Origin of the sequence: Flavisphingomonas formosensis (assembly GCF_009755815.1) — a bacterium.
In the GTDB taxonomy this organism is placed as follows: Bacteria; Pseudomonadota; Alphaproteobacteria; order Sphingomonadales; family Sphingomonadaceae; genus Flavisphingomonas; species Flavisphingomonas formosensis.
Genome location: NZ_WRPK01000003.1, coordinates 320,940 through 338,850 on the forward strand (window position 1 = coordinate 320,940; position 17,911 = coordinate 338,850).

Annotated in this window: 16 protein-coding genes; 8 read left to right on the forward strand and 8 right to left on the reverse strand. The window is 64.9% G+C overall.

Going from position 1 to position 17,911, the window contains the following annotated elements:
• Positions 1–30 precede the first annotated feature (30 nt).
• The gene (locus GQY20_RS10930) at positions 31–711 is read left to right on the forward strand and encodes an SGNH/GDSL hydrolase family protein (RefSeq protein WP_198350909.1); all 681 of its coding nucleotides are present in this window, start codon (positions 31–33) and stop codon (positions 709–711) included.
• 9 nt (positions 712–720) lie between these two features.
• Here GQY20_RS10930 and GQY20_RS10935 read toward each other — a convergent pair whose 3' ends face one another.
• The 3 genes from GQY20_RS10935 to GQY20_RS10945 all read right to left on the reverse strand — a co-directional run bounded on the left by GQY20_RS10935 (position 721) and on the right by GQY20_RS10945 (position 2,355).
• Entirely contained in the window at positions 721–1,470 is a 750-nt protein-coding gene (locus GQY20_RS10935; RefSeq protein WP_157217105.1) for a phosphodiester glycosidase family protein, read from the reverse strand.
• A 70-nt stretch (positions 1,471–1,540) separates the two neighbouring features.
• The gene (locus GQY20_RS10940; protein ID WP_157217106.1) at positions 1,541–2,038 is read right to left on the reverse strand and encodes a protein-tyrosine phosphatase family protein; all 498 of its coding nucleotides are present in this window, start codon (positions 2,036–2,038) and stop codon (positions 1,541–1,543) included.
• A gap of 155 nt (positions 2,039–2,193) precedes the next feature.
• Positions 2,194–2,355, reverse strand: a complete 162-nt coding sequence (locus tag GQY20_RS10945; protein WP_157217107.1) for a hypothetical protein — start codon at positions 2,353–2,355, stop codon at positions 2,194–2,196.
• Positions 2,356–2,789: 434 nt separating this feature from the next.
• Between GQY20_RS10945 and GQY20_RS10950 the strand changes: the two genes are divergently transcribed.
• Entirely contained in the window at positions 2,790–3,305 is a 516-nt protein-coding gene (locus GQY20_RS10950; protein ID WP_157217108.1) for a MarR family winged helix-turn-helix transcriptional regulator, read from the forward strand.
• A gap of 77 nt (positions 3,306–3,382) precedes the next feature.
• Here GQY20_RS10950 and GQY20_RS10955 read toward each other — a convergent pair whose 3' ends face one another.
• The gene (locus GQY20_RS10955; protein WP_157217109.1) at positions 3,383–3,559 is read right to left on the reverse strand and encodes a hypothetical protein; all 177 of its coding nucleotides are present in this window, start codon (positions 3,557–3,559) and stop codon (positions 3,383–3,385) included.
• Positions 3,560–4,081: 522 nt separating this feature from the next.
• Here GQY20_RS10955 and GQY20_RS10960 point away from each other — a divergent pair.
• Positions 4,082–4,522, forward strand: a complete 441-nt coding sequence (locus GQY20_RS10960) for a hypothetical protein (RefSeq protein ID WP_157217110.1) — start codon at positions 4,082–4,084, stop codon at positions 4,520–4,522.
• A gap of 145 nt (positions 4,523–4,667) precedes the next feature.
• Here the strand turns inward: GQY20_RS10960 and chrA are convergent, their stop codons facing one another.
• From chrA to GQY20_RS10975, 3 genes are read right to left on the reverse strand one after another with little or no spacing between them, the layout of a single operon-like run.
• Positions 4,668–5,873 (reverse strand): chromate efflux transporter, encoded by a 1,206-nt coding sequence (gene chrA, locus GQY20_RS10965; RefSeq protein ID WP_157217111.1) that lies wholly within the window; start codon positions 5,871–5,873, stop codon positions 4,668–4,670.
• Positions 5,874–5,912: 39 nt separating this feature from the next.
• Positions 5,913–6,515 carry a hypothetical protein gene (locus GQY20_RS10970; RefSeq protein WP_157217112.1) on the reverse strand — a complete coding sequence of 201 codons (603 nt, stop codon included), beginning with the start codon at positions 6,513–6,515 and terminating at the stop codon, positions 5,913–5,915.
• Positions 6,516–6,573: 58 nt separating this feature from the next.
• Positions 6,574–8,313, reverse strand: a complete 1,740-nt coding sequence (locus GQY20_RS10975; RefSeq protein ID WP_157217113.1) for a chloride channel protein — start codon at positions 8,311–8,313, stop codon at positions 6,574–6,576.
• Positions 8,314–8,531: 218 nt separating this feature from the next.
• On the opposite strand from GQY20_RS10975, the gene GQY20_RS10980 reads away from it, so the two are divergent.
• The 5 genes from GQY20_RS10980 to GQY20_RS11000 all read left to right on the forward strand — a co-directional run bounded on the left by GQY20_RS10980 (position 8,532) and on the right by GQY20_RS11000 (position 17,391).
• A complete protein-coding gene (locus GQY20_RS10980) occupies positions 8,532–9,767 on the forward strand; it encodes a cytochrome P450 (RefSeq protein WP_157217114.1) in 1,236 nt (411 codons plus the stop codon).
• Between the two features lie 119 nt (positions 9,768–9,886).
• Complete coding sequence (locus GQY20_RS10985; protein WP_157217115.1) at positions 9,887–10,165, forward strand: hypothetical protein; 279 nt, start codon at positions 9,887–9,889, stop codon at positions 10,163–10,165.
• Positions 10,166–10,317: 152 nt separating this feature from the next.
• A complete protein-coding gene (locus GQY20_RS10990; protein ID WP_408641084.1) occupies positions 10,318–10,692 on the forward strand; it encodes a hypothetical protein in 375 nt (124 codons plus the stop codon).
• A 259-nt stretch (positions 10,693–10,951) separates the two neighbouring features.
• Complete coding sequence (locus tag GQY20_RS10995; protein WP_157217117.1) at positions 10,952–15,796, forward strand: response regulator; 4,845 nt, start codon at positions 10,952–10,954, stop codon at positions 15,794–15,796.
• 170 nt (positions 15,797–15,966) lie between these two features.
• On the forward strand, positions 15,967–17,391 hold the full coding sequence (locus GQY20_RS11000; protein ID WP_232475995.1) for an ArnT family glycosyltransferase: 1,425 nt from the start codon (positions 15,967–15,969) through the stop codon (positions 17,389–17,391).
• A 21-nt stretch (positions 17,392–17,412) separates the two neighbouring features.
• Here the strand turns inward: GQY20_RS11000 and GQY20_RS11005 are convergent, their stop codons facing one another.
• Positions 17,413–17,895 (reverse strand): SRPBCC domain-containing protein, encoded by a 483-nt coding sequence (locus GQY20_RS11005; RefSeq protein WP_157217118.1) that lies wholly within the window; start codon positions 17,893–17,895, stop codon positions 17,413–17,415.
• Positions 17,896–17,911 lie beyond the last annotated feature (16 nt).

The following is a 17,911-nucleotide window of genomic DNA, read 5'->3' on the forward strand; positions in this document are numbered from 1 at the left end:
CGATTGGGAGGCGCCGGAGAAAGGACCCGAATGACCATGCGCAAGGCATTGATCACATTGGTTTCGGCCACAATTTGCCTTATCGCCGGCATCGCGGTTGGGCGCGTCTGGCAGGCACGGCTACGGCCATCGCAAAGCGTAACGCATCGCATCTATTTCGACAATCGCGGCTACGCACTGCGCGAGGTGGCGATGAAGGCGCCGCACGGTCAGGTACTGCTGATCGGAGACAGCATCACCGAATTCGCATGGCTGCCGCCGCTGTGCGGACGCCCGACGTTCAATGGCGGCATCTCGGCGGCGCGCGTGCAGGAGATGATCGGCCCGGCGGTGACGCTGGTGCGGCTCCTGCGGCCCGCGCATGTGTTCGTCGCGCTTGGTACCAATGATGCGCGTAACGGCCGCACGACGCCGATCGGCGATTTCGAAGCCGCTTACAAAAAGCTGGTCGACGCGATCGGCCCGGTGTCGCTGACCTTGGTCGGCGTGATGCCCTTCGATGTCGCCCATGACGGACATGGCGGCAGCCTCGACGCGGCCGCGGTACGGGCTGAGAACCGCGTGATCCAGGGCATTGCGACGCAGCACGGCGCTCGTTTCGTGCCGCTTGCTGGTGGGGTGGAGACGGAAGATGGCATCCATCCCACGCCGGCCGGATCGAGGAATTGGCTTGCGGCGCTTTCGCAAGGCGGCTGTCCGCCATCCGCCTGATGGTGACGACTATCGCCGAAGCACGACGAGGAAAGTGCCGAGATCGCTGCGCTTGTCCTGTCGAGCGAGATCGGTCGACCATAGGCTGGAGACGGTGCCGTAGAGGTAGAGTGCATCGCGACAGCCGAGATGGTCTCGGAAGAAGCGCGCGAGCCGTCCGAAGGAGACCGGCGTCTCGCTGATCACGAAAAACGCCTTGGTCCCTGCGATGCCGACCGCGTTGCGGATGAGGCGGGAGGGGCCATTGGCGCTGATCGCCGGATGGAGCGCGCCGTCGGCGAGCAGCAACGGGCCCGATTGGGTTGCCCAGGCCGCGTCCGGCAAGCGGGCAGCATAGGCCTCGGTCTCGTCGACATGCGGAGTACCCGCGCCATCCGTCCAGAACACGCCGTTCGGACGCATGTAGAAATTGCCGACACCCTCCGCCCGTTCGATCGGATGCTCCTCGCGCCCTGCGGCGACATAGAGGCCGACGGGACTGTGATCCGGATGATACATGCCTGCGTTCATGGCGAAGCGGACATGGGCAGCCTCTGCGCCTAGCGCTGCTGCGACCTCGGGCAGGCTGCCGGGTCGCCCGTCGGCACCGCGCCGCATCAGGCGCATTGCATCGGCTTGCGGATCGTAGCGGCAGACGAGGAAGCTGTCCGCTTCGAAGAAGACGCGCGAACATGCGGGGGTGGGATGATCGGTACGGCTGCTGGCCGCGGCCGACATCGCCCCGATGAGGATGAGTCCGAGGCTCAAGATGCGGCGCATATCCGTCTCCGTCGCCGCCATATCGAACTGCGACGCGTGCGGCGCAAGCCTGATGTCGAGGAGCGCTCGTTCATCCGCGGATGCGGCGTTCGAACCCGAAGAGCCAATCCCTCTGCTCGCGCGTGTCCGGGACCTGCACCCCGCGGGCAGTGCCGATGGCGTCGAGCGCCGCCTGCGTCTCGAAGCCCCCAATGATCAGCGCGGTCGCGGCAATGACCGAAGATCGGCCGATCCCGGCACGGCAATGGATCGCTATCGCCTCGCCAGCTGCGCAGCCATCCGCAATCCGGGATGCGAGCGACCGCACCTCCTCGAAGGAGGGCGGGACATCGGCGTCGGCGATCGGATAAGCGGTGAAGCCGATGCCAAGGCGCCGGCAGGTGTCCGGCTCGGCATCGAGGTCGAGCAACTCGGCTTCTTCGAACTCGAGCAGGCTCACCACTTGATCGATACCCGCGGATTTCCAGCCCGCGATTTCTTCTGCCAGCCAATCCCCACCACGCGGGCGCGCCGCGATCGCGAGACGCCAGGGGGCGGCCGCAGCGATCCAGAAAATACGTGTGAGCATGATGCTTACGCCCGTCTATGCGGGCGATGAACGACGGCTGCAGCGGATTATTGCGCAGCAAAGCACCAGAGACGGGCGTTGCCATCGTGCGCCGGCCCGCTGCAGCCGTTCATGAGAAGAGAGAAGATAAAACGGAGAATAGAAGGGTTTTCCGATCACGGAGGTGGGGGGCTCGCCGCCGGAGCCTTGGTTGCGCTCATCATGCCGAGCAATGCAAGGCCGGTGACAGCACCAAACTTTCCGAGACTCTTGAGAGATTCGCGACGACGCTCATCAACGTCTGGAACGGTGCTGTCCTGATCGTCCTGTTCTTTCACTGCTTTTCCCCTTGTAATGGGAGATGCATAACATCATGCCCGCATCAGAAAGTCCATACTTTCCGCACGATTGCGTGACGGTGGCAGACATCCTGTAATTTATTTTAGCTAATTTCCAGTAACATTCGATATTTCCTAAACTTACTGATGTTGTCCGGCGGATGCTCTCTCCCGTTTCCTAGCTTAGGGATCGTGCGCTTCATGATCCGCGTTTTATCGAGATGGGAAGCTGACTGCACCGACTGCGATCGGAATGGCTAATAAAGTCTTTTCAAGGAAAGCCAAATATCCATTTTGGAGGGATAATGTATTTACTGACACTATCCCTTCAAAGTGGAGCAAAATCATCGGGATAAGGCAGGATCATGCTCAACTCTTGATCGTTTCGCCTTTGAATTGGCTGCATAAGGTAGCCCGATTGAAAGGGGAGTTTTATGGAGGGGGCGCTATCAAATCGTTCAGCGATTGCGTATCGGCGGGCATTGCAGCATCCCGTCTTCATTCAAACCGTCGATTTACCCGTTCACGGTCGCTGTCAGGACAATGTGGCGACCGGAGCCAATCAGGAAGGACGCACGTCCGCTGATTTCTGCAATGCGGAGCGGCGGCTTGCGATGCAGCGAATGTTGCGTTTCCTGGACCTCGCCCAGCAATGGTGGGCGGAACTCGCGCCGACCCATGCGCCGGAACTTGCAATCATGGCGGACCTTTACATCAACGAGTATTTGGGACGATCTGTATCCGTGGGCGATGCGTGCATTGCAGCCCGGGTTCCCTTTACGTCGGCACTGCGTTCGATCGATCGGCTGATCGCGAGCGGCATGCTGGTGCGCTGTGGTGATCCGCGCGATTCCAGGCGCAAGCTGTTGGCACTCACGGGAGGTGCGCGCCCGCTGATGGCGCGGTTTGCCGACCATTTCCTCCCCGACGTGCAGGCGAATAAGGCCTGAGCGCGGACGCATGCGAATGCCTGTCGGTCGACGGCAGGAGCCTGGCATCCGCGAGCCTGGCTCCCGCGAAGCGCCGATCAATCCGTGGCGGCGGGGAAGCGCGTGTTTCGGCTCAGCGCGCGTGCCTTGCATTCATATTCTTCGGCCAGTTCGCGATGCACTTTTTGTGAGGCGCGATCCTTCGTCGAACGTTCCCGCTCGCGCTCTTCGCGGGCGCGTCTTTCGTAAAAGGCCAAATCGATCTCGTCGAACATCTCCAACCCTCGTCCTAAGTCCTGCACGGGTGGTTTGCCCCCCTCGTGATCTCGAGCGACGACCTGTTGACGCCCGTCACTACCCCGCGGAAGCAAAGCCCACGCGCGTAGAAATGGTCAACACCGATCGCATCGACTGTGGCGACCGTCACATCGGGCTTTAAATTCCGATCGGGTCGCCGGTCGATGCCGACGGATTACGCTAACGGCCTGCTCTTAAACCCGTTTCGAAACGCGTCAACCGCTCATTGTGCGGACCTCGGATCTTCATGTTGCGCAGCATAAATGGTCTCTGCCACTATATTGCGTGCTCCCGAAACCATTGCGGAGATGCGCCTGTGCGCGCCTTCGACCATGAAGGGTCGGCGGCATCTCTGGCGTTTCCGGCAGCACGCCGCCGTTGCTGGTCGGCTGGCCTGCCGGGCGCTACAAGGGACGGCGCGAATTGGGTGCGGGAATGCAGCGTGGTGGCGGATTGAGGCTGTGAGATGATCGGGCGGCGGTGCGGATTTCGAAATACCCGTGCCGCTGGTGCTGGGCCTGCTGGCATTGCCGATCGGCGCATTCGGATCCATGATCGTTCATTATAAGGGCACAGGCCCGTCAACGTCCGCCGTTGTCGGCTGCTATATCGCGCAAGCCGCGCCTGCGATGGCGCTGGACGGACAGCGTATCCGCTTCGGCCAGGAGAGCCTGGCGCCGATCGCTTATGATTTCTCGATGGCGCGGCTCGGCGGTCTTGCAATTGCGCCACGCCGGGCCGTGCGGCTGATGCACGAGCAGGCGGGCTATCGGTTCCGGCTCGCGTCGTCGAGCCCGCCCGGGCTCTTTCCGCTGCAACGGTACGGCAACGGGCAGTGGCATAGCGTTCGCCAGCCGGCCGAAATGGAGGCGATCGCCGTTCCGGCAAGCGATGGCCAGATGATCCGGTTCGAACGCGCGCCGCCGCGGGACTGCCCTTGATGTGGGATGCGCTGCTCGATCGATATGTGCTGGATATGAAGGCTCCTATCGCTTCTCGATGCGGCCGGGCGGTTGCGAGCCTGCTCTGGTGGGTGGCCGATCCCAGGCGATCGGTGCGCTTTGCGATGACCGCAGTGACCGCTGACTAAGGGGCCGTGCCGAGCAGGATCGAGCCGACGGCAAGCAGGACGACGATGAGGATGGGTGGCGCGCGCCATCGCAGCAGCAGCGTGAGGCCGATTGCTACCAGTGCCACGTCGCCTACCGATGCGATGCCCGTGGTCCAGAGCGGGTCGTACAGCGCCCAGGCGAGAATGCCGACGACGGCGGCATTCACGCCGGCTACGATGGATCGTGACAGGAGGCTGGTCCGAAGCGTCGCCCAGAACGGCAAGGCGCCCGAAACAAGCAACAGGCCGGGCGCGAAGATACCGAGCAGAGCCGCGCCGGCAGCGAGCGCCGACCCGCCTGCGACGGCACCGAGATAGGCGGCAAGCGTGAACAGCGGCCCCGGCAGAGCCTGCGCCGCGCCGTAGCCGGCGAGGAAGTCGCCCTCGCTGACGAGGCCGTTCGGCACCAGCTCGGTGCGAAGCAACGGCAGCACGACGTGGCCACCGCCGAAGACGAGCGCACCGCAGCGGTAGAAGAGCGCGAACAGGCCGGGAGGGGACCGATCGGCGATCCCGGCGAAGGCGATGGCGCCGATCAGGAGAATGGCGAACAGCGCGAGCAGGACGGTGCCGGCCTGGCGGTTGAGCGGCGGGGGGAGACTATCGGCCGGCGGGACGGCAGAATTGCGACAAAGCACAGGGCCGAGCACGGCACCGAGTGCGATCGCGGCAAGCTGGGCGAAGCTGCTGCCCGACAGCGCAACGATCAGCAGCGCGGCAAGGGCGATGGCGCGGCGTCGTGCGTCCGGGGTCAGCGTCCGCGCCATGCCCCATATGGCGTGGGCGACGACGACGATCGCGACGAGCTTGAGACCGTGGATGGCATGGATCGCGATCGGCCCGTCGAGATGCGTGACGCCGAAGCCGAGTGCCAGCATGACGAGCGCCGAAGGCAGGGTGAAGCCTGTCCACGCGGCCAGCGCGCCGAATGCGCCGGCCCGCCGCCAACCGAGCAGGAAGCCGGTCTGGCTGGATGCCGGCCCGGGCAGGAACTGGCAGAGCGCGACCAACTCGGCATAGCCGGCCTCGTCGATCCATTGCCGCCGCAGGACGAACTCGCTGCTGAAATAGCCGAGATGGGCTATCGGCCCGCCGAAGCAGGTCAGGCCGAGGCGCAGGAACGCCGTAAATACTTCGCCGGGTGTGCCGCTGCGCCGGTTCGAATCATCTGCCCCCATCATGCCGACTTAGCGCAGCGGCATGACAGCGGAAGGCACGCCTCAGCGCTGAAAAACGGAAAGGCTGCGGGTAAGCTGGGTGCGCGTGGCGACGAAGGCTTCGCGCAGGGCATTGTTGCCGATGAGGCGATCGCGGTCGGTCAGCGCGGGATCGTCCAGGCGGGCGGCCCCGAGCGCGTGGTTCCAGACCCGGCCGATGCGAAAGATGGCGGCGTTCTCCTCGCCCGTGCGCGGCGGCAGATAGGCGCGATGTTCCTCAAGCTCTCCGATCGAGCGGGTGAGCGTATCGAACAGGGGGCGCTTCCTTGCGTCCGGCGCATCCTCGAATTCGTCGAGCGTAGTCATGATCTCGCGTAGCGCGTTGCGATAGAAGCTGCGCCGCTTGTCTTCTTCGGCCTTTTCGCGTGTCCGCGCGCGGGCTTCGGTGACGGTGAGCACGATGAGGGCTGCCGCTGCCGCGACGAGAATGATGCCGAGCAGGTCGCGCGAGCCCGCGGACGTGCCGGGAGCCAGCGTCTTCCAGACGAGGGCAAGGCCTATGACGAGGCCGACGAGACCGCCGACAGCCGCTCCGATGAGGCTGTCGCGGACGACGGAACGCTGCCGCGATGCGCGTACCGGCAGCCTGGGCGCTTGCGGGTCCATGGATGGAACCTAGCCGTTGGTTGCAGCGGCGTATACCCTTTGCGACCCTCGCGCGCCGTCAGGTTTCGCCAAAGAGTTCGCGCTGGGCTTTCTCCATTTCCTCGGCATAGCGCCGGCGGACATATTTTTCGGAGAGCAGGCCGAGCACGCTGCCGTCCGGCTTCAGGACTGCCAGCTCGTCGGCGCCGGTCGCGTCGAAAGCGTGCATCACCTCGACGACGTTCATCTCGGGAGCCAGTGAAGTCTCCCGCGCGATCGCGATGCTGGCAATGGGCGCCTCCACATCGAGATGTTCGGCAAAAGCCATCGGCGGAATGGCGATGCCGGCATAGTGACCTTGACCGTCGACCAGCACGACCCGGCTTGTGGAGCCCAGCGGAAAGCGGCGGCGGAACTCGGCAATGCTCATGTCGGCTGGCGTGGCAGCGGTTTCACGGCGCATCATGCTGCCGGCGGTGAGAGTGCGGATCCAGCCGACGTCGCGTGCGCTCTTCACGGCTTCGCCTCGCAGATGCAGGCGCCAGGTGGAGAAGGAGTAACCGAACAGCTCGCGCACCAGGCTGGTCGATACCAGCGAGGCTGCGATCACCGCGCCGGTGAGCGAAAAGCTGTGCGTCGCTTCCAGCACGAGCATGGCCATCGTCATCGGTCCGCCGATCACCGCCACCGACAGCGCCGCCATGCCGACCAGCGCAGCATTGCGGGGGTCTATCACCGTGCTGCCGACGACGAGAGCGAGGCTGTCCGCGAAGATGTGACCGATCAGCGTACCGAGGAAGAGGGATGCGAAGAACAGGCCGCCGCGAAAGCCAAAGCCGAGGGAAATGATCGATGCGAGCGATTTGGCGAGGAAGATGGTCGTGATGAAGGTGATCGGCACGCCCAGCGCCAGGTCGGAATGGAGCGCGCCATGGCCGGCCGAGAGCACCTGAGGCGAGACGAGCGCGATCGGCATCAGCAGGAGGCCGCCGATCGCCGGGCGCATCCAATCCGGCGTGGGCAGCCGTCGCGACGCGTTTTCGACGAGTGTCACGGCCTGCATGAGCGCGATGCCGATCAGCGCACATACCGCACCGAGCGCGGCGTAGATCAGGTAGTGATGCGTTTCGATCGGCGCGCCGGCTGCGGTGTTTATGAGATAGGGCTGGGCGCCGACCAGCTGCGCGACCAGCGTGCCGCTGAGTGCCGCGGCAGCGACCGGTGCCAGAGCGGAAGGTGTGTAGGCCCCGATCACGATCTCGAAGGCGTAGAAGGCGCCGGCGAGCGGCGCACCGAAAGCAGCGCCGATGGCGGCGCCTGCGCCCGCCCCGACGAGATGACGCAGATCCGCCCGCCGAAGTCGCAGCGCCGTACCGGCGATCGATGCCGTCGCCGAGCCGAGCTGGGCATAAGCGGCTTCGAGCCCGACCGAGGCTCCGAAGCCATTGGACAGGATCGTCTGGCCGGAGATGACGAGGCTGTCGCCGAGCGACATCCGCCCGCCGTGCAGCGCATTGGCCTCCACCGCGTCGACCAGCCGCCGCCGCCGCGCGCGGACCAGCGTTGAAAAGCCGGCGAGCAGCAATCCGCCGACCGGTAAGGCCAGCAATATGGGTACCGACAGGGCGGGCGCTGCGCTGAGCCGGGTGTCGCTGGGCAGCCAGAAGAGGAAATGCTGCATGGTGCGCGCCAGGGCCCCTTGCAGGATGCTGAGCAATCCTGCCGCCGAACCGATCGCGACCGCGAGCAGTATGAACATCGCGTCGCTGGCGCGAACCCGGCGCTGGAACCAGGTGAGGAGGGCGATGGAACGGCGCATGCGGCAAATACTCGGACGGATCGCCACCTAGCGGCCATAGCTCGGCCGGGTCTACCCCTCTTTCCGAGCGTAGCGGCGTTGGTCCTTTCGTGGGCGGATTGCGAAAGTCCGCACGCTGCCAATAGTCACGCCCCTCCCGTTCGGCCGGTGAGGAGCCTAGGATGCAGCAGATCGCGCATGGCACGATCGGGGGGAAGGACACATAAGGCATGAATGGCATGGCATCCGTCCGCCCCGAATTCACCTATGACCCCTTCTCGATCGAGGCGATGACCGATCCGCAGCCTTTGTATCGGCAGCTGCGCGACGCGTGGCCCGTCTATCCGTTGCCGCAATATCGTAGCTGGGCGATAGCGCGCTTTGCCGACGTGTGGTCGCTGTTCCTCGACCGCGAGCGGTTCACCGAGGCGGAAGGGCAGGTGTTCGCGCGCGAGCTGCTGCTGGCGCCGACGGCAGGGACGGTTCCGGTGGCCAGCATCGAGCCGCTGGCGATCTTCAACAATCTGGACCCGCCGGTGCACGGCGACGTCCGCCGCGCGATGGGCGCATCGCTGATGCCTGGGTCGGTGAACAAGTTCGAGCCGATGCTCCGCGCGATCGTGAACAGGCGACTCGATCTGCTGGAGGAGCAGGGACGGCTCGATGCCAATCTCGATCTCGCCAGCCATGTCTCGGCCGGAGCCGCCTGTCACATCGTCGGCCTGCCGGCCGAGGACATCCCCGAGCTGATCGCACTCGTGAACCGATCCGTGGCGCGCAAGCCAGGCGAACCTGGCATGTCCGAGGACGGATGGGCGGCCGTCGGCGAACTCAACGCGATATTGACGGCGGCGGTAGCGAGACGGCGCGCTGGCGGGCTCACCGGCGATCCGCGCATGATCGACGGGCTGATCGCTGCGCGCCTGCCGGGGCGTGGGCCGCTCAGCGACCAGGAGATCGGGCAGCAACTCATCTCCATCCTGATCGGCGGTACCGAATCGCTGCCGAAGGTGGTGTCGGGCGGCCTGATCGAACTGTGGCTGGCCAAGGACCAGCGCGCCGCCGTGGCGGCAGACCCCGCCGCCAACGCCGGACGCGCGTTCGAGGAGATGATTCGTTTTTGCGCGCCGGCGCAATGGTTCGGCCGCACCCTGAAGATCGATGGGGAGATTTCCGGACAGGCAATGCGGGCTGGGGAGCGGGTGCTGCTGCTCACCGCTTCGGCCAATCGCGACGATCGCGAGTTCGACGATCCGGACCGCTTTCGTTGGGATCGCTCCATGCGCCGTGTCGTTGCCTTCGGCATGGGTCCACATTTTTGCATCGGCATCCATATCGCCCGCCTGGAAGGGCGGTTGATCGTCGAGGAGCTGCTGCGCCGCTTTCCCGATTATGAGCTGGACATGGAGGCGGGAGAGCGCGCGATTTCCGAGTTCCAGATCGGCTGGGTCCGTTTGCCGATCATCGTCCGCTAAAACCTCGCGACCGCTGCGGAATATATTAACCGGAGCCAACAATCGCGTTCAGCGTTGCGATTAACGGGCGCGCTTACCATGCGCCTTGCCCGATGACAGGGCGAGAAAGGATGACCCTGATGACACTCAAAACCCTCATCGCGGCGGCGGGACTGGCATTTGCGACGATTGGCGGAGCCACCGCTGCCCAGGCCGATTATCATCCAGGCCGGCATCATGATCGCGGCGGCCGCTGGCATGACGGCGGCCATTATCGCAGCGACTATCGACACGACCGGAGATGGCACGGAGGTTGGGATCGCGGTCGACATCATGGCTGGGATCGACGCTGGTACGGCCATCACCGCCGTTGCTGGTGGGAATGGCGCCATCACCATCGCGTGCGCATCTGTCGATGACGGCCTGAATGGGGAGGCGGGCGCGCGCCGCCTCCCCTTCTTGCACATGAACTCGCGGGGTGGAAAACTTTCTCGCAAGTCATCGAAGCGAGACGCGACAAAGACGTAGAGCGCCGCTACAGGGGGCCATGGTCAAGTCAGCAACCGACGTGATGCAGGAGATCATGTTCTCCGCAGTCATGGATTCCATCGCAGCACTCAAGACGGCCTCGAAGGGGCTGCCCAACACATTGCTGCGCGATCTCAATGCGATCCATGCCAACACCACCTTTGCAGACCTTCCGCCCGAGCTGCAGGCCGCGATCACGGCCAGCGTGCGAGCGGCATTCTCGCGCCTGCTCAAGGAAGGCTACTCGATTTCCAGCGGTCAAGCCGGCGGTCTGCCCGCGCGCGGCAGCACCGGGCCGCGCGATGCGGCGGGGCGGCCGCCTTTCCAGGGGCGTCCGCCAATGAAACGTGACGGTGACGATAATCGCCGGCCGCCGCGGGGCGACGGTCGCCCGAATCGCAAACCGCGGCCAAGCTGATTTTCACCGCGTCGTCGGGAGCTGACCCGGCGCCGATAACCTACGCCGCTCATTCCGCCGTAACCCATTGCTCGCGAGAGGGAACTTTCCTTCTTCGCGAAGCGTTCGCGTGCCCTCACGGCACGAGACGAAGGTTGGGGGTAATGGCTGCAGCATTTTCCGATCAGATGCAGCAGCTTGTTGCATTCGTCGAGCGTGAAAAGCCACTATTGCGGTGCAACGGTTCGCACGTCAGGCATGCCATGGCAGAATTGCGCCCATGATCGGCGCTCCGACACCACGGCTGGCGAGGGGCGCGCAGGACGTGATGGCCGGACCGGGCGAGCTCGCAGGGTTGATGCGCGGGTTCGACTGGACATCAACCCCGCTGGGCAGACCGGATCGCTGGCCACAGAGCCTCAAGACGGCCGTACGCATCATGCTGACGTCTCGCCAGCCGATCTGGATCGGCTGGGGCCGCGAGCTCACTTTCCTTTATAATGACGCCTATCGCTCGATCATCGGCGGAAAGCATCCCTGGGCGCTGGGAAAGCCCACGTCGGATGTGTGGAGCGAGATCTGGCACGATATCGGGCCAATGCTCGATTCTGCCATGGGTGGCACTGAAGGCACCTATGTGGAGGAGCAGCTCCTCATCATGGAGCGCAACGGCTATCCCGAAGAGACCTATTACACCTTTTCCTACAGCCCGATTCCGGACGATGATGGTACGCCCGGCGGGATCATCTGCGCCAATACAGAAGATACCCAGCGTGTGTTCGGCGAGCGGCAGCTTGCGCTGCTGCGGGATATCGCGGCCAAGACGGCGGGTGCGCAAAGCCGGCATGATGCCTGCCGCCTGAGCGCCGAGGCGATCGGAGCCAATCCGCGCGATGTGCCCTTCGCGGCGATCTATATGGGCGAGGAAGGCTCCGACGCGCTGCGCCTGGCAGCAACCAGCGGAATCGACGCGGGGCACAGACTGGCGCCGGACCGGATTGGCCCGGGCGACATGCTGTGGCCGGACATGTCCGCTGGCTTCGATCATCCCCAACTGCTGGATCTGCATGGGCAGGGCGCGCTGGACGTTCCCAGCGGCGCCTGGGATCGGCAGCCCAGTTCGGCGGCGTTGTTGCCGATACCGGCGTCGGGCGGTGTCGGCATGCTGCTGGTCGGGCTCAGCCCGGTGCGGTTGCTCAATGCGGATTATCGCGATTTCCTCTCCCTTGTGGCAGGCCAGATCGGCACGGCGATCGCGACCGCAGAAGCCTATGAGAGGGAGCGGAGTCGCGCGGAGGCGCTTGCCGAAATCGATCGCGCCAAGACCATGTTCTTCTCCAATGTGAGCCACGAGTTCCGTACGCCGCTGACGCTGATGCTCGGCCCGCTCGAGGAGCTGGCGCAGGAGGACACGCCACTGGATGCGGAATCCCGCGCCTTGGCCGAGGTAGCCCATCGCAACGGCCTGAGGCTGCTGCGCCTGGTCAACAGCCTGCTGGACTTCGCACGGCTAGAGGCAGGACGCGTGGAGGCGCGGTTCGAGCCCGTCGATCTTGCCGCGCTCACCGCCGACCTCGCGAGCAATTTTCGCGCGGCCTGCGACCGCGCGGGGCTGTCGCTCGATGTCGATTGTCCATCGCTTGGCGTGCCCTCCTATGTCGATCGCGACATGTGGGAAAAGATCGTCCTCAACCTTCTGTCAAATGCTTTCAAATATACGCTGGCGGGCGGCATTCGGGTCGCGCTGTCTGCGCGGTCACAGCACGAGATAGTGCTGAAGGTGGAGGATAGCGGCGTCGGTATACCGGCCGAGGAGTTGCCACGGCTGTTCGACCGCTTTCATCGCATCGAAGGCCAGCGTGGGCGTACCCAGGAGGGCAGCGGTATCGGTCTTGCGCTGGTGCATGAACTGGTGCGACTCCACGGTGGCACAATCACGGTGGAGAGCGAGGTCGGCCGCGGCTCGAGCTTCACGGTGCAGTTGCCGATCGGTGCGGCGCATCTGCCCGCCGACCGTATCATGGAGGGAGCCTCCCCGTCCGACCAGGCGATCCGTCCCCGGGCCTTCGTCGAGGAAGCGATGCGCTGGCTGCCGGAGGCCGCGGGCGATTATGCGCAAGAGGCAGCGACCCTCGATCGGGAGGCTATGCGGGAAGGCGGGCGTATCGTCGTCGCGGACGACAATGCCGACATGCGGGATTATGTTCGCCGCCTGCTGACGCCGCTCGGTCATCGCCTGGAGCTGGTAGCGGATGGCGAGGCTGCGTTGGCAGCCATCCGGCGCGAGCGGCCGGAACTCGTGTTGAGTGATGTGATGATGCCGCGGCTCGACGGCTTCGGCTTGCTCGCCGCGATCCGCGACGATCGGGACTTGCGGGACCTGCCCGTCATTCTGCTTTCCGCGCGCGCTGGCGAAGAATCCCGCATCGAAGGCTTGGAGGCGGGTGCTGACGATTATCTGACCAAGCCGTTCGCGGGGCGCGAGCTCGTCGCGCGGGTCAGTTCGAACCTGACCGCGGCCCGGCTGCGACGGCAGATGGCGGAGGAAATCAGGGGGAGCGAACTCCGGCTCCGCGGACTGTTCGAGCAGGCGCCAGGCTTCGTCGCCATACTCAACGGGCCGGAGCATGTCTTCGAATTCGCCAATGCGAGCTATATGGCTCTATTCGGCAAGCGTAACTTCGTGGGGCGGCCGGTGCGCGAGGTACTGCCGGACGCGGCGGGGCAAGGCTTCTTCGAAAAGCTCGACCAGGTCTTTGCGACGGGTGAGCGCTTTGTTGCCGAGGGTATGCCGCTGCGGCTGAAGGATCCGGACAGCGGGCGGATACGGGATTTCGTGCTCGATTTCATCTATGAGCCCGTTCGCGACAAAAGCGGAGCGGTGACCGGCATTTTCGTGGAGGGTTCCGACGTATCGGAAAGGATGCGGGCCGAGTCGGCTTTGCGCGAGGAAAGCCGGACGCTCGATACGCTCAACCGCAGCGGCGCTTCGCTGGCTGGCGAACTCGATGTCGAGCGCATCGTGCAGATGGTCACCGACGCTGGTGTCGAGCTGACCGGCGCTGGATTTGGCGCCTTCTTCTACAATGTTCCGGACGGGCAGGGGGGCAGCTACATGCTTTACACCTTGTCCGGGGTCGATCGCGAGGCATTCAGGGATTTTCCGATGCCGCGCAACACGGCGGTATTCGCGCCGACTTTCGAGGGAACGGAGGTGGTGCGGTCGGACGACATTCTCGAGGACCCGCGCTATGGCCGCAATGCACCGTGGCGGGGGATGCCGGAGGGGCATCTGCCTGTCCGCAGCTATCTTGCGGTGCCGGTCGCCTCGCGCAACGGCGATGTGCTGGGCGGGTTGTTCTTCGGCCACCCCGAGCCGGGGCGCTTCGATGCGCGGCACGAGCGGCTGATGGTAGGCATCGCGGCGCAGGCATCGATCGCGATCGACAACACCCGGCTGTATGAGGCGGGCAAGCGTGAGATCGACGAACGGCGGCGAGCCGAGGAGGAGCTGCGCGAGCTCAACGACACGCTGGAGCGCCGCGTTGCCGAAGCAGTCGCCGAACGCGAGATCGCGGCCGAGGCTCTCCGCCAGGCGCAGAAGATGGAGGTGGTGGGGCAGCTCACCGGCGGCGTCGCGCACGATTTCAACAATCTGCTGACGATCATCACCGGCAATATGGACATGGTGCGCCGTAGCCTCGACCGGGGCGACGAAGAGCGTGTGCGGCGCGCGATCGACAATGCGCAAAAGGGTGCGGAACGTGCCGCCTCGCTGACCCAGCGGCTGCTCGCATTTTCGCGAAGGCAGCCGCTTGCGCCCAAGCCGATCGATGTCGATCGCCTGGTCTCGAACATGTCGGATCTGCTCAATCGCGCGCTGGGAGAAACGATCCGCCTGGAAATCGTGACGACGCCGGGGCTGTGGCGGATCGAGGCTGATCCCAACCAGCTCGAAAATTGTCTGCTCAACCTCGCGGTCAACGCACGCGATGCGATGCCGGACGGCGGCAAGCTGACGATCGAGACCGCGAATGCCCGGCTCGATGAAAGCTATTCGGCAGCCCATGCCGAGGTGGCGCCCGGAAATTACGTCGTGATCGCCGTTTCGGACACCGGCATGGGCATGTCGCGGGAAACACTGTCGCGCGTCTTCGAACCTTTCTTCACCACCAAGGAGGTCGGCCGCGGTACCGGGCTCGGGCTGTCGATGGTCTATGGTTTCGTCAAACAGTCCGGCGGCCATGTGAAAATCTATTCGGAAGAAGGGGCGGGGACGACGATCAAGATCTATCTGCCCCGGCTGATGCGCGAAGCCGCGGGGGAGGAGGAGCCGACGGACGTCGCGGCACCCGGCCAGGGGCAGTCCGAGACGATCCTCGTCGCCGAGGACGATGACGATGTCCGGGCCTATACGATCGAGATACTGCGCGAGCTTGGCTATCAGGTGCTCGCCGCTCATGACGGGGCTGCGGCGTTGCGCTTGATCGCCCGGGAGGATCTGGCGATCGATCTGCTCTTCACCGACGTCGTGATGCCTCATATGTCCGGCCGCGAACTTGTCGAGCGGGCGCGGGAGATCCGGCCGGATCTGAAGGTGTTGTACACCAGCGGCTATACGCGCAACGCGATCGTCCATAACGGCCGGCTCGACGCGGGTGTCGAGATGATTGCGAAACCCTTCACTTATCAGGCACTGTCGGCGCGGGTGCGCGACATCCTCGACGCGGGGGCGAGCGGGCGCGTCCTGATCGTGGAAAGCGATCCCCGGACCAGGATGATGGTGAGCGAGGCGCTCAGCGGGGCCGGTCTCGCGGTCGACGAGGCGGTGACCGCGGCGGAGGCGCTGAACAAGCTGCGGGCTTCTGCCGGTTCCTACAGTGCGCTGATCCTCGACGGAGAACTCGACGACGGGCGCGGTCTGGCGCTGGCTGAGGAAATACGAGCCATGCGTCAGGACTTGCCGATGCTGATCGTGGCTAGACCGGTGGTCCCGATCGCGCCGCGCTTCGACGGTGACCGCCGCACGGCAACGCTCGCACGTCCGTTCGCAGCCGAGACGCTGGTCGAGGCTTTGCGGGCATTGGGAGTGCGATGTCGGGATCGATCGGATACGTCCCTTTAATTGTCCTGGTTTAGCCATCAGCGGCCATGCGGCGGTCTGGACAGACTCGCCGTGCATCAGCAATCTGGGCGAGGAGCGACCGATACGCGACGGGTAGCGATTGTGCCGAAAAGACGCCGATCAACCGACTGTGCCGCCGCTTCCGTCGACACACGGCCGCGGGTCGGCGAATGACCACCATGTCCGAAGATGGACGTCCCGCGCGGGAGCCGGCGGCCGATCGTTGGCTCGGCTACGCGATCGCCTTCCTTCTGTCCGTGCTGGCCGGCTACGGAGTAGCCTCGACGCCCGGGCTCATCAGTCGGTGGGGAGCGTCACCGCTCGGCTGGGGCCTCGTTCTCATCTGGCTTATCGCGGCATGGCTCGCTTTTCCGATAGCCGAACGATCGCAGTCCAAGCCGCGGCTGATCGAGCTGACGCTGGTGCAAGGCGTCGCGCGCATCTTCGTGGCCATCCTCTTCGCGGGGCGGGCTCCTGCCGGGGACGCGCTCTATTATCTGCGGCTGTCCGGCAGCGTGCTCGCGGGGCGGGGGCTGGAAGTCTACGAGCCCTATATCGGATCTACCCTGCATGCGCTGTATCCACCGGCTTATGCGCTGCTGTTGGCGGGATGGATCGGCTGCTTCGGATCGGCGATCGTCTCGCTCATGGCGCTGAATGCGTTGATCGACGCAGCGGCGGCCTTCATGATCTGGCGTATCGGAAAGCTGCTGGATCGCGAAGGCGCGGGCCGGGCCGCTGCATGGCTATACCTGCTCTGGCCCTCGGTGCTGCTCTCGGCCCCTCTTGCCCAGAAGGAGGGAATGTGCACGCTCCTCGTGCTGGTGCTTGCGCATGAGTGGCTGGTTGCGACGAAGCGGGGAGGCAGCACCCTGCGTGCGGCACTGTCCATCGGCGTCACCGCGGCGCTGCTTGCACTGACGCAGCCGGGGCTGGCACCGCTCGCCTTGTTGTTCGGTGTCGTACTGGTACGCTTCGTGCCGCTTCGCAGGATGATGGCGGTCGGCCTGTCGGCTCTGCCCGTCGCGATACTCGTCATGCTGCCCTGGTGGGTACGCAACTGGCTGGTGCTGGGCGCTTTCGTACCGCTTACCACGACGGCGCCGATCGGCTTATGGATCGGGAACAATCCGGCGGCCACGGGGAACTGGATGGCGCCGCCGGCGGCGCTGCGTGGCTTGCCGGAGCTGGAATATGGCCGTGCTATCGGCGCGATGGCGAAACAGTGGATAACGACCCATCCTGCCGATTTCGTCCGCCTGACGGTGACCAAGTTCGTCCGCGCGATGGGCGTCGGCCAGTTCGGCGTCAGCCGGTTGTCGGGGATGACCCCGGCACCGGCACCGCGCGCGCTCGCTTTACTGTTTCCGGTCGCGCAGCTGTCGCACATCATGTTGCTCGCCAGCGGCGCGGCAGCGGCCTTTCGGACGACGCCGCCGGTCCGCGTGCTGCTGTTGCTCGTGCTGGCAGGATTGCTTCAGCTGCTGCTGTTCGGCGTCTGGTTCGAATTCGCCGAGCGGCATCGCGAATTCCTGACGCCGCTTCTGCTGTTGACGATCTGCTGCGCCTTCGCGCCACCTCGCCGATCGACCTGAGCAGTCGCAGAGATAGACCGATCAGCGTTCTTCGAGCAGATGAGCGAGCTGGGCAAGGCTCAGTCTCGCGCCTTCGTCATTGTCCGTCGCACGGATTCCGGGCGGCAGGTTGTCGAAGCTCAGCGTCACCTCGGCGCCTCCTTCGCCTGGCGTGATCAGGATGCTCTGCGTCACCTCCCCTTGAAAGGCGGGATCGTCCGAGACGAAATGCACCGCCTCCACGATGCGGCGCGGCGGATCGAGCGTGACGAAGCGTATCTCGACCCGATCCTCGCGTTCCGCCGTCTTGCCGCGAAACACGGTCTCTTCGGGCGGATAGAAGAGCGACATTACATAACCGCCGCCTTCGCGCGCATCGAAGGCGTGGATGCGGCCGGTCATTTCGGCGGGCGGCAGCCACGCGACGAGGAGGGCGGGATCGACGAACGCCGAATAAATGCGCTCGGGCGTCGCGCGGATGAACTGCGAGGTCCGCGTCGATCGGGCGGGCAAGGCACCGGTCATTTTCCTCCTCCGTTCG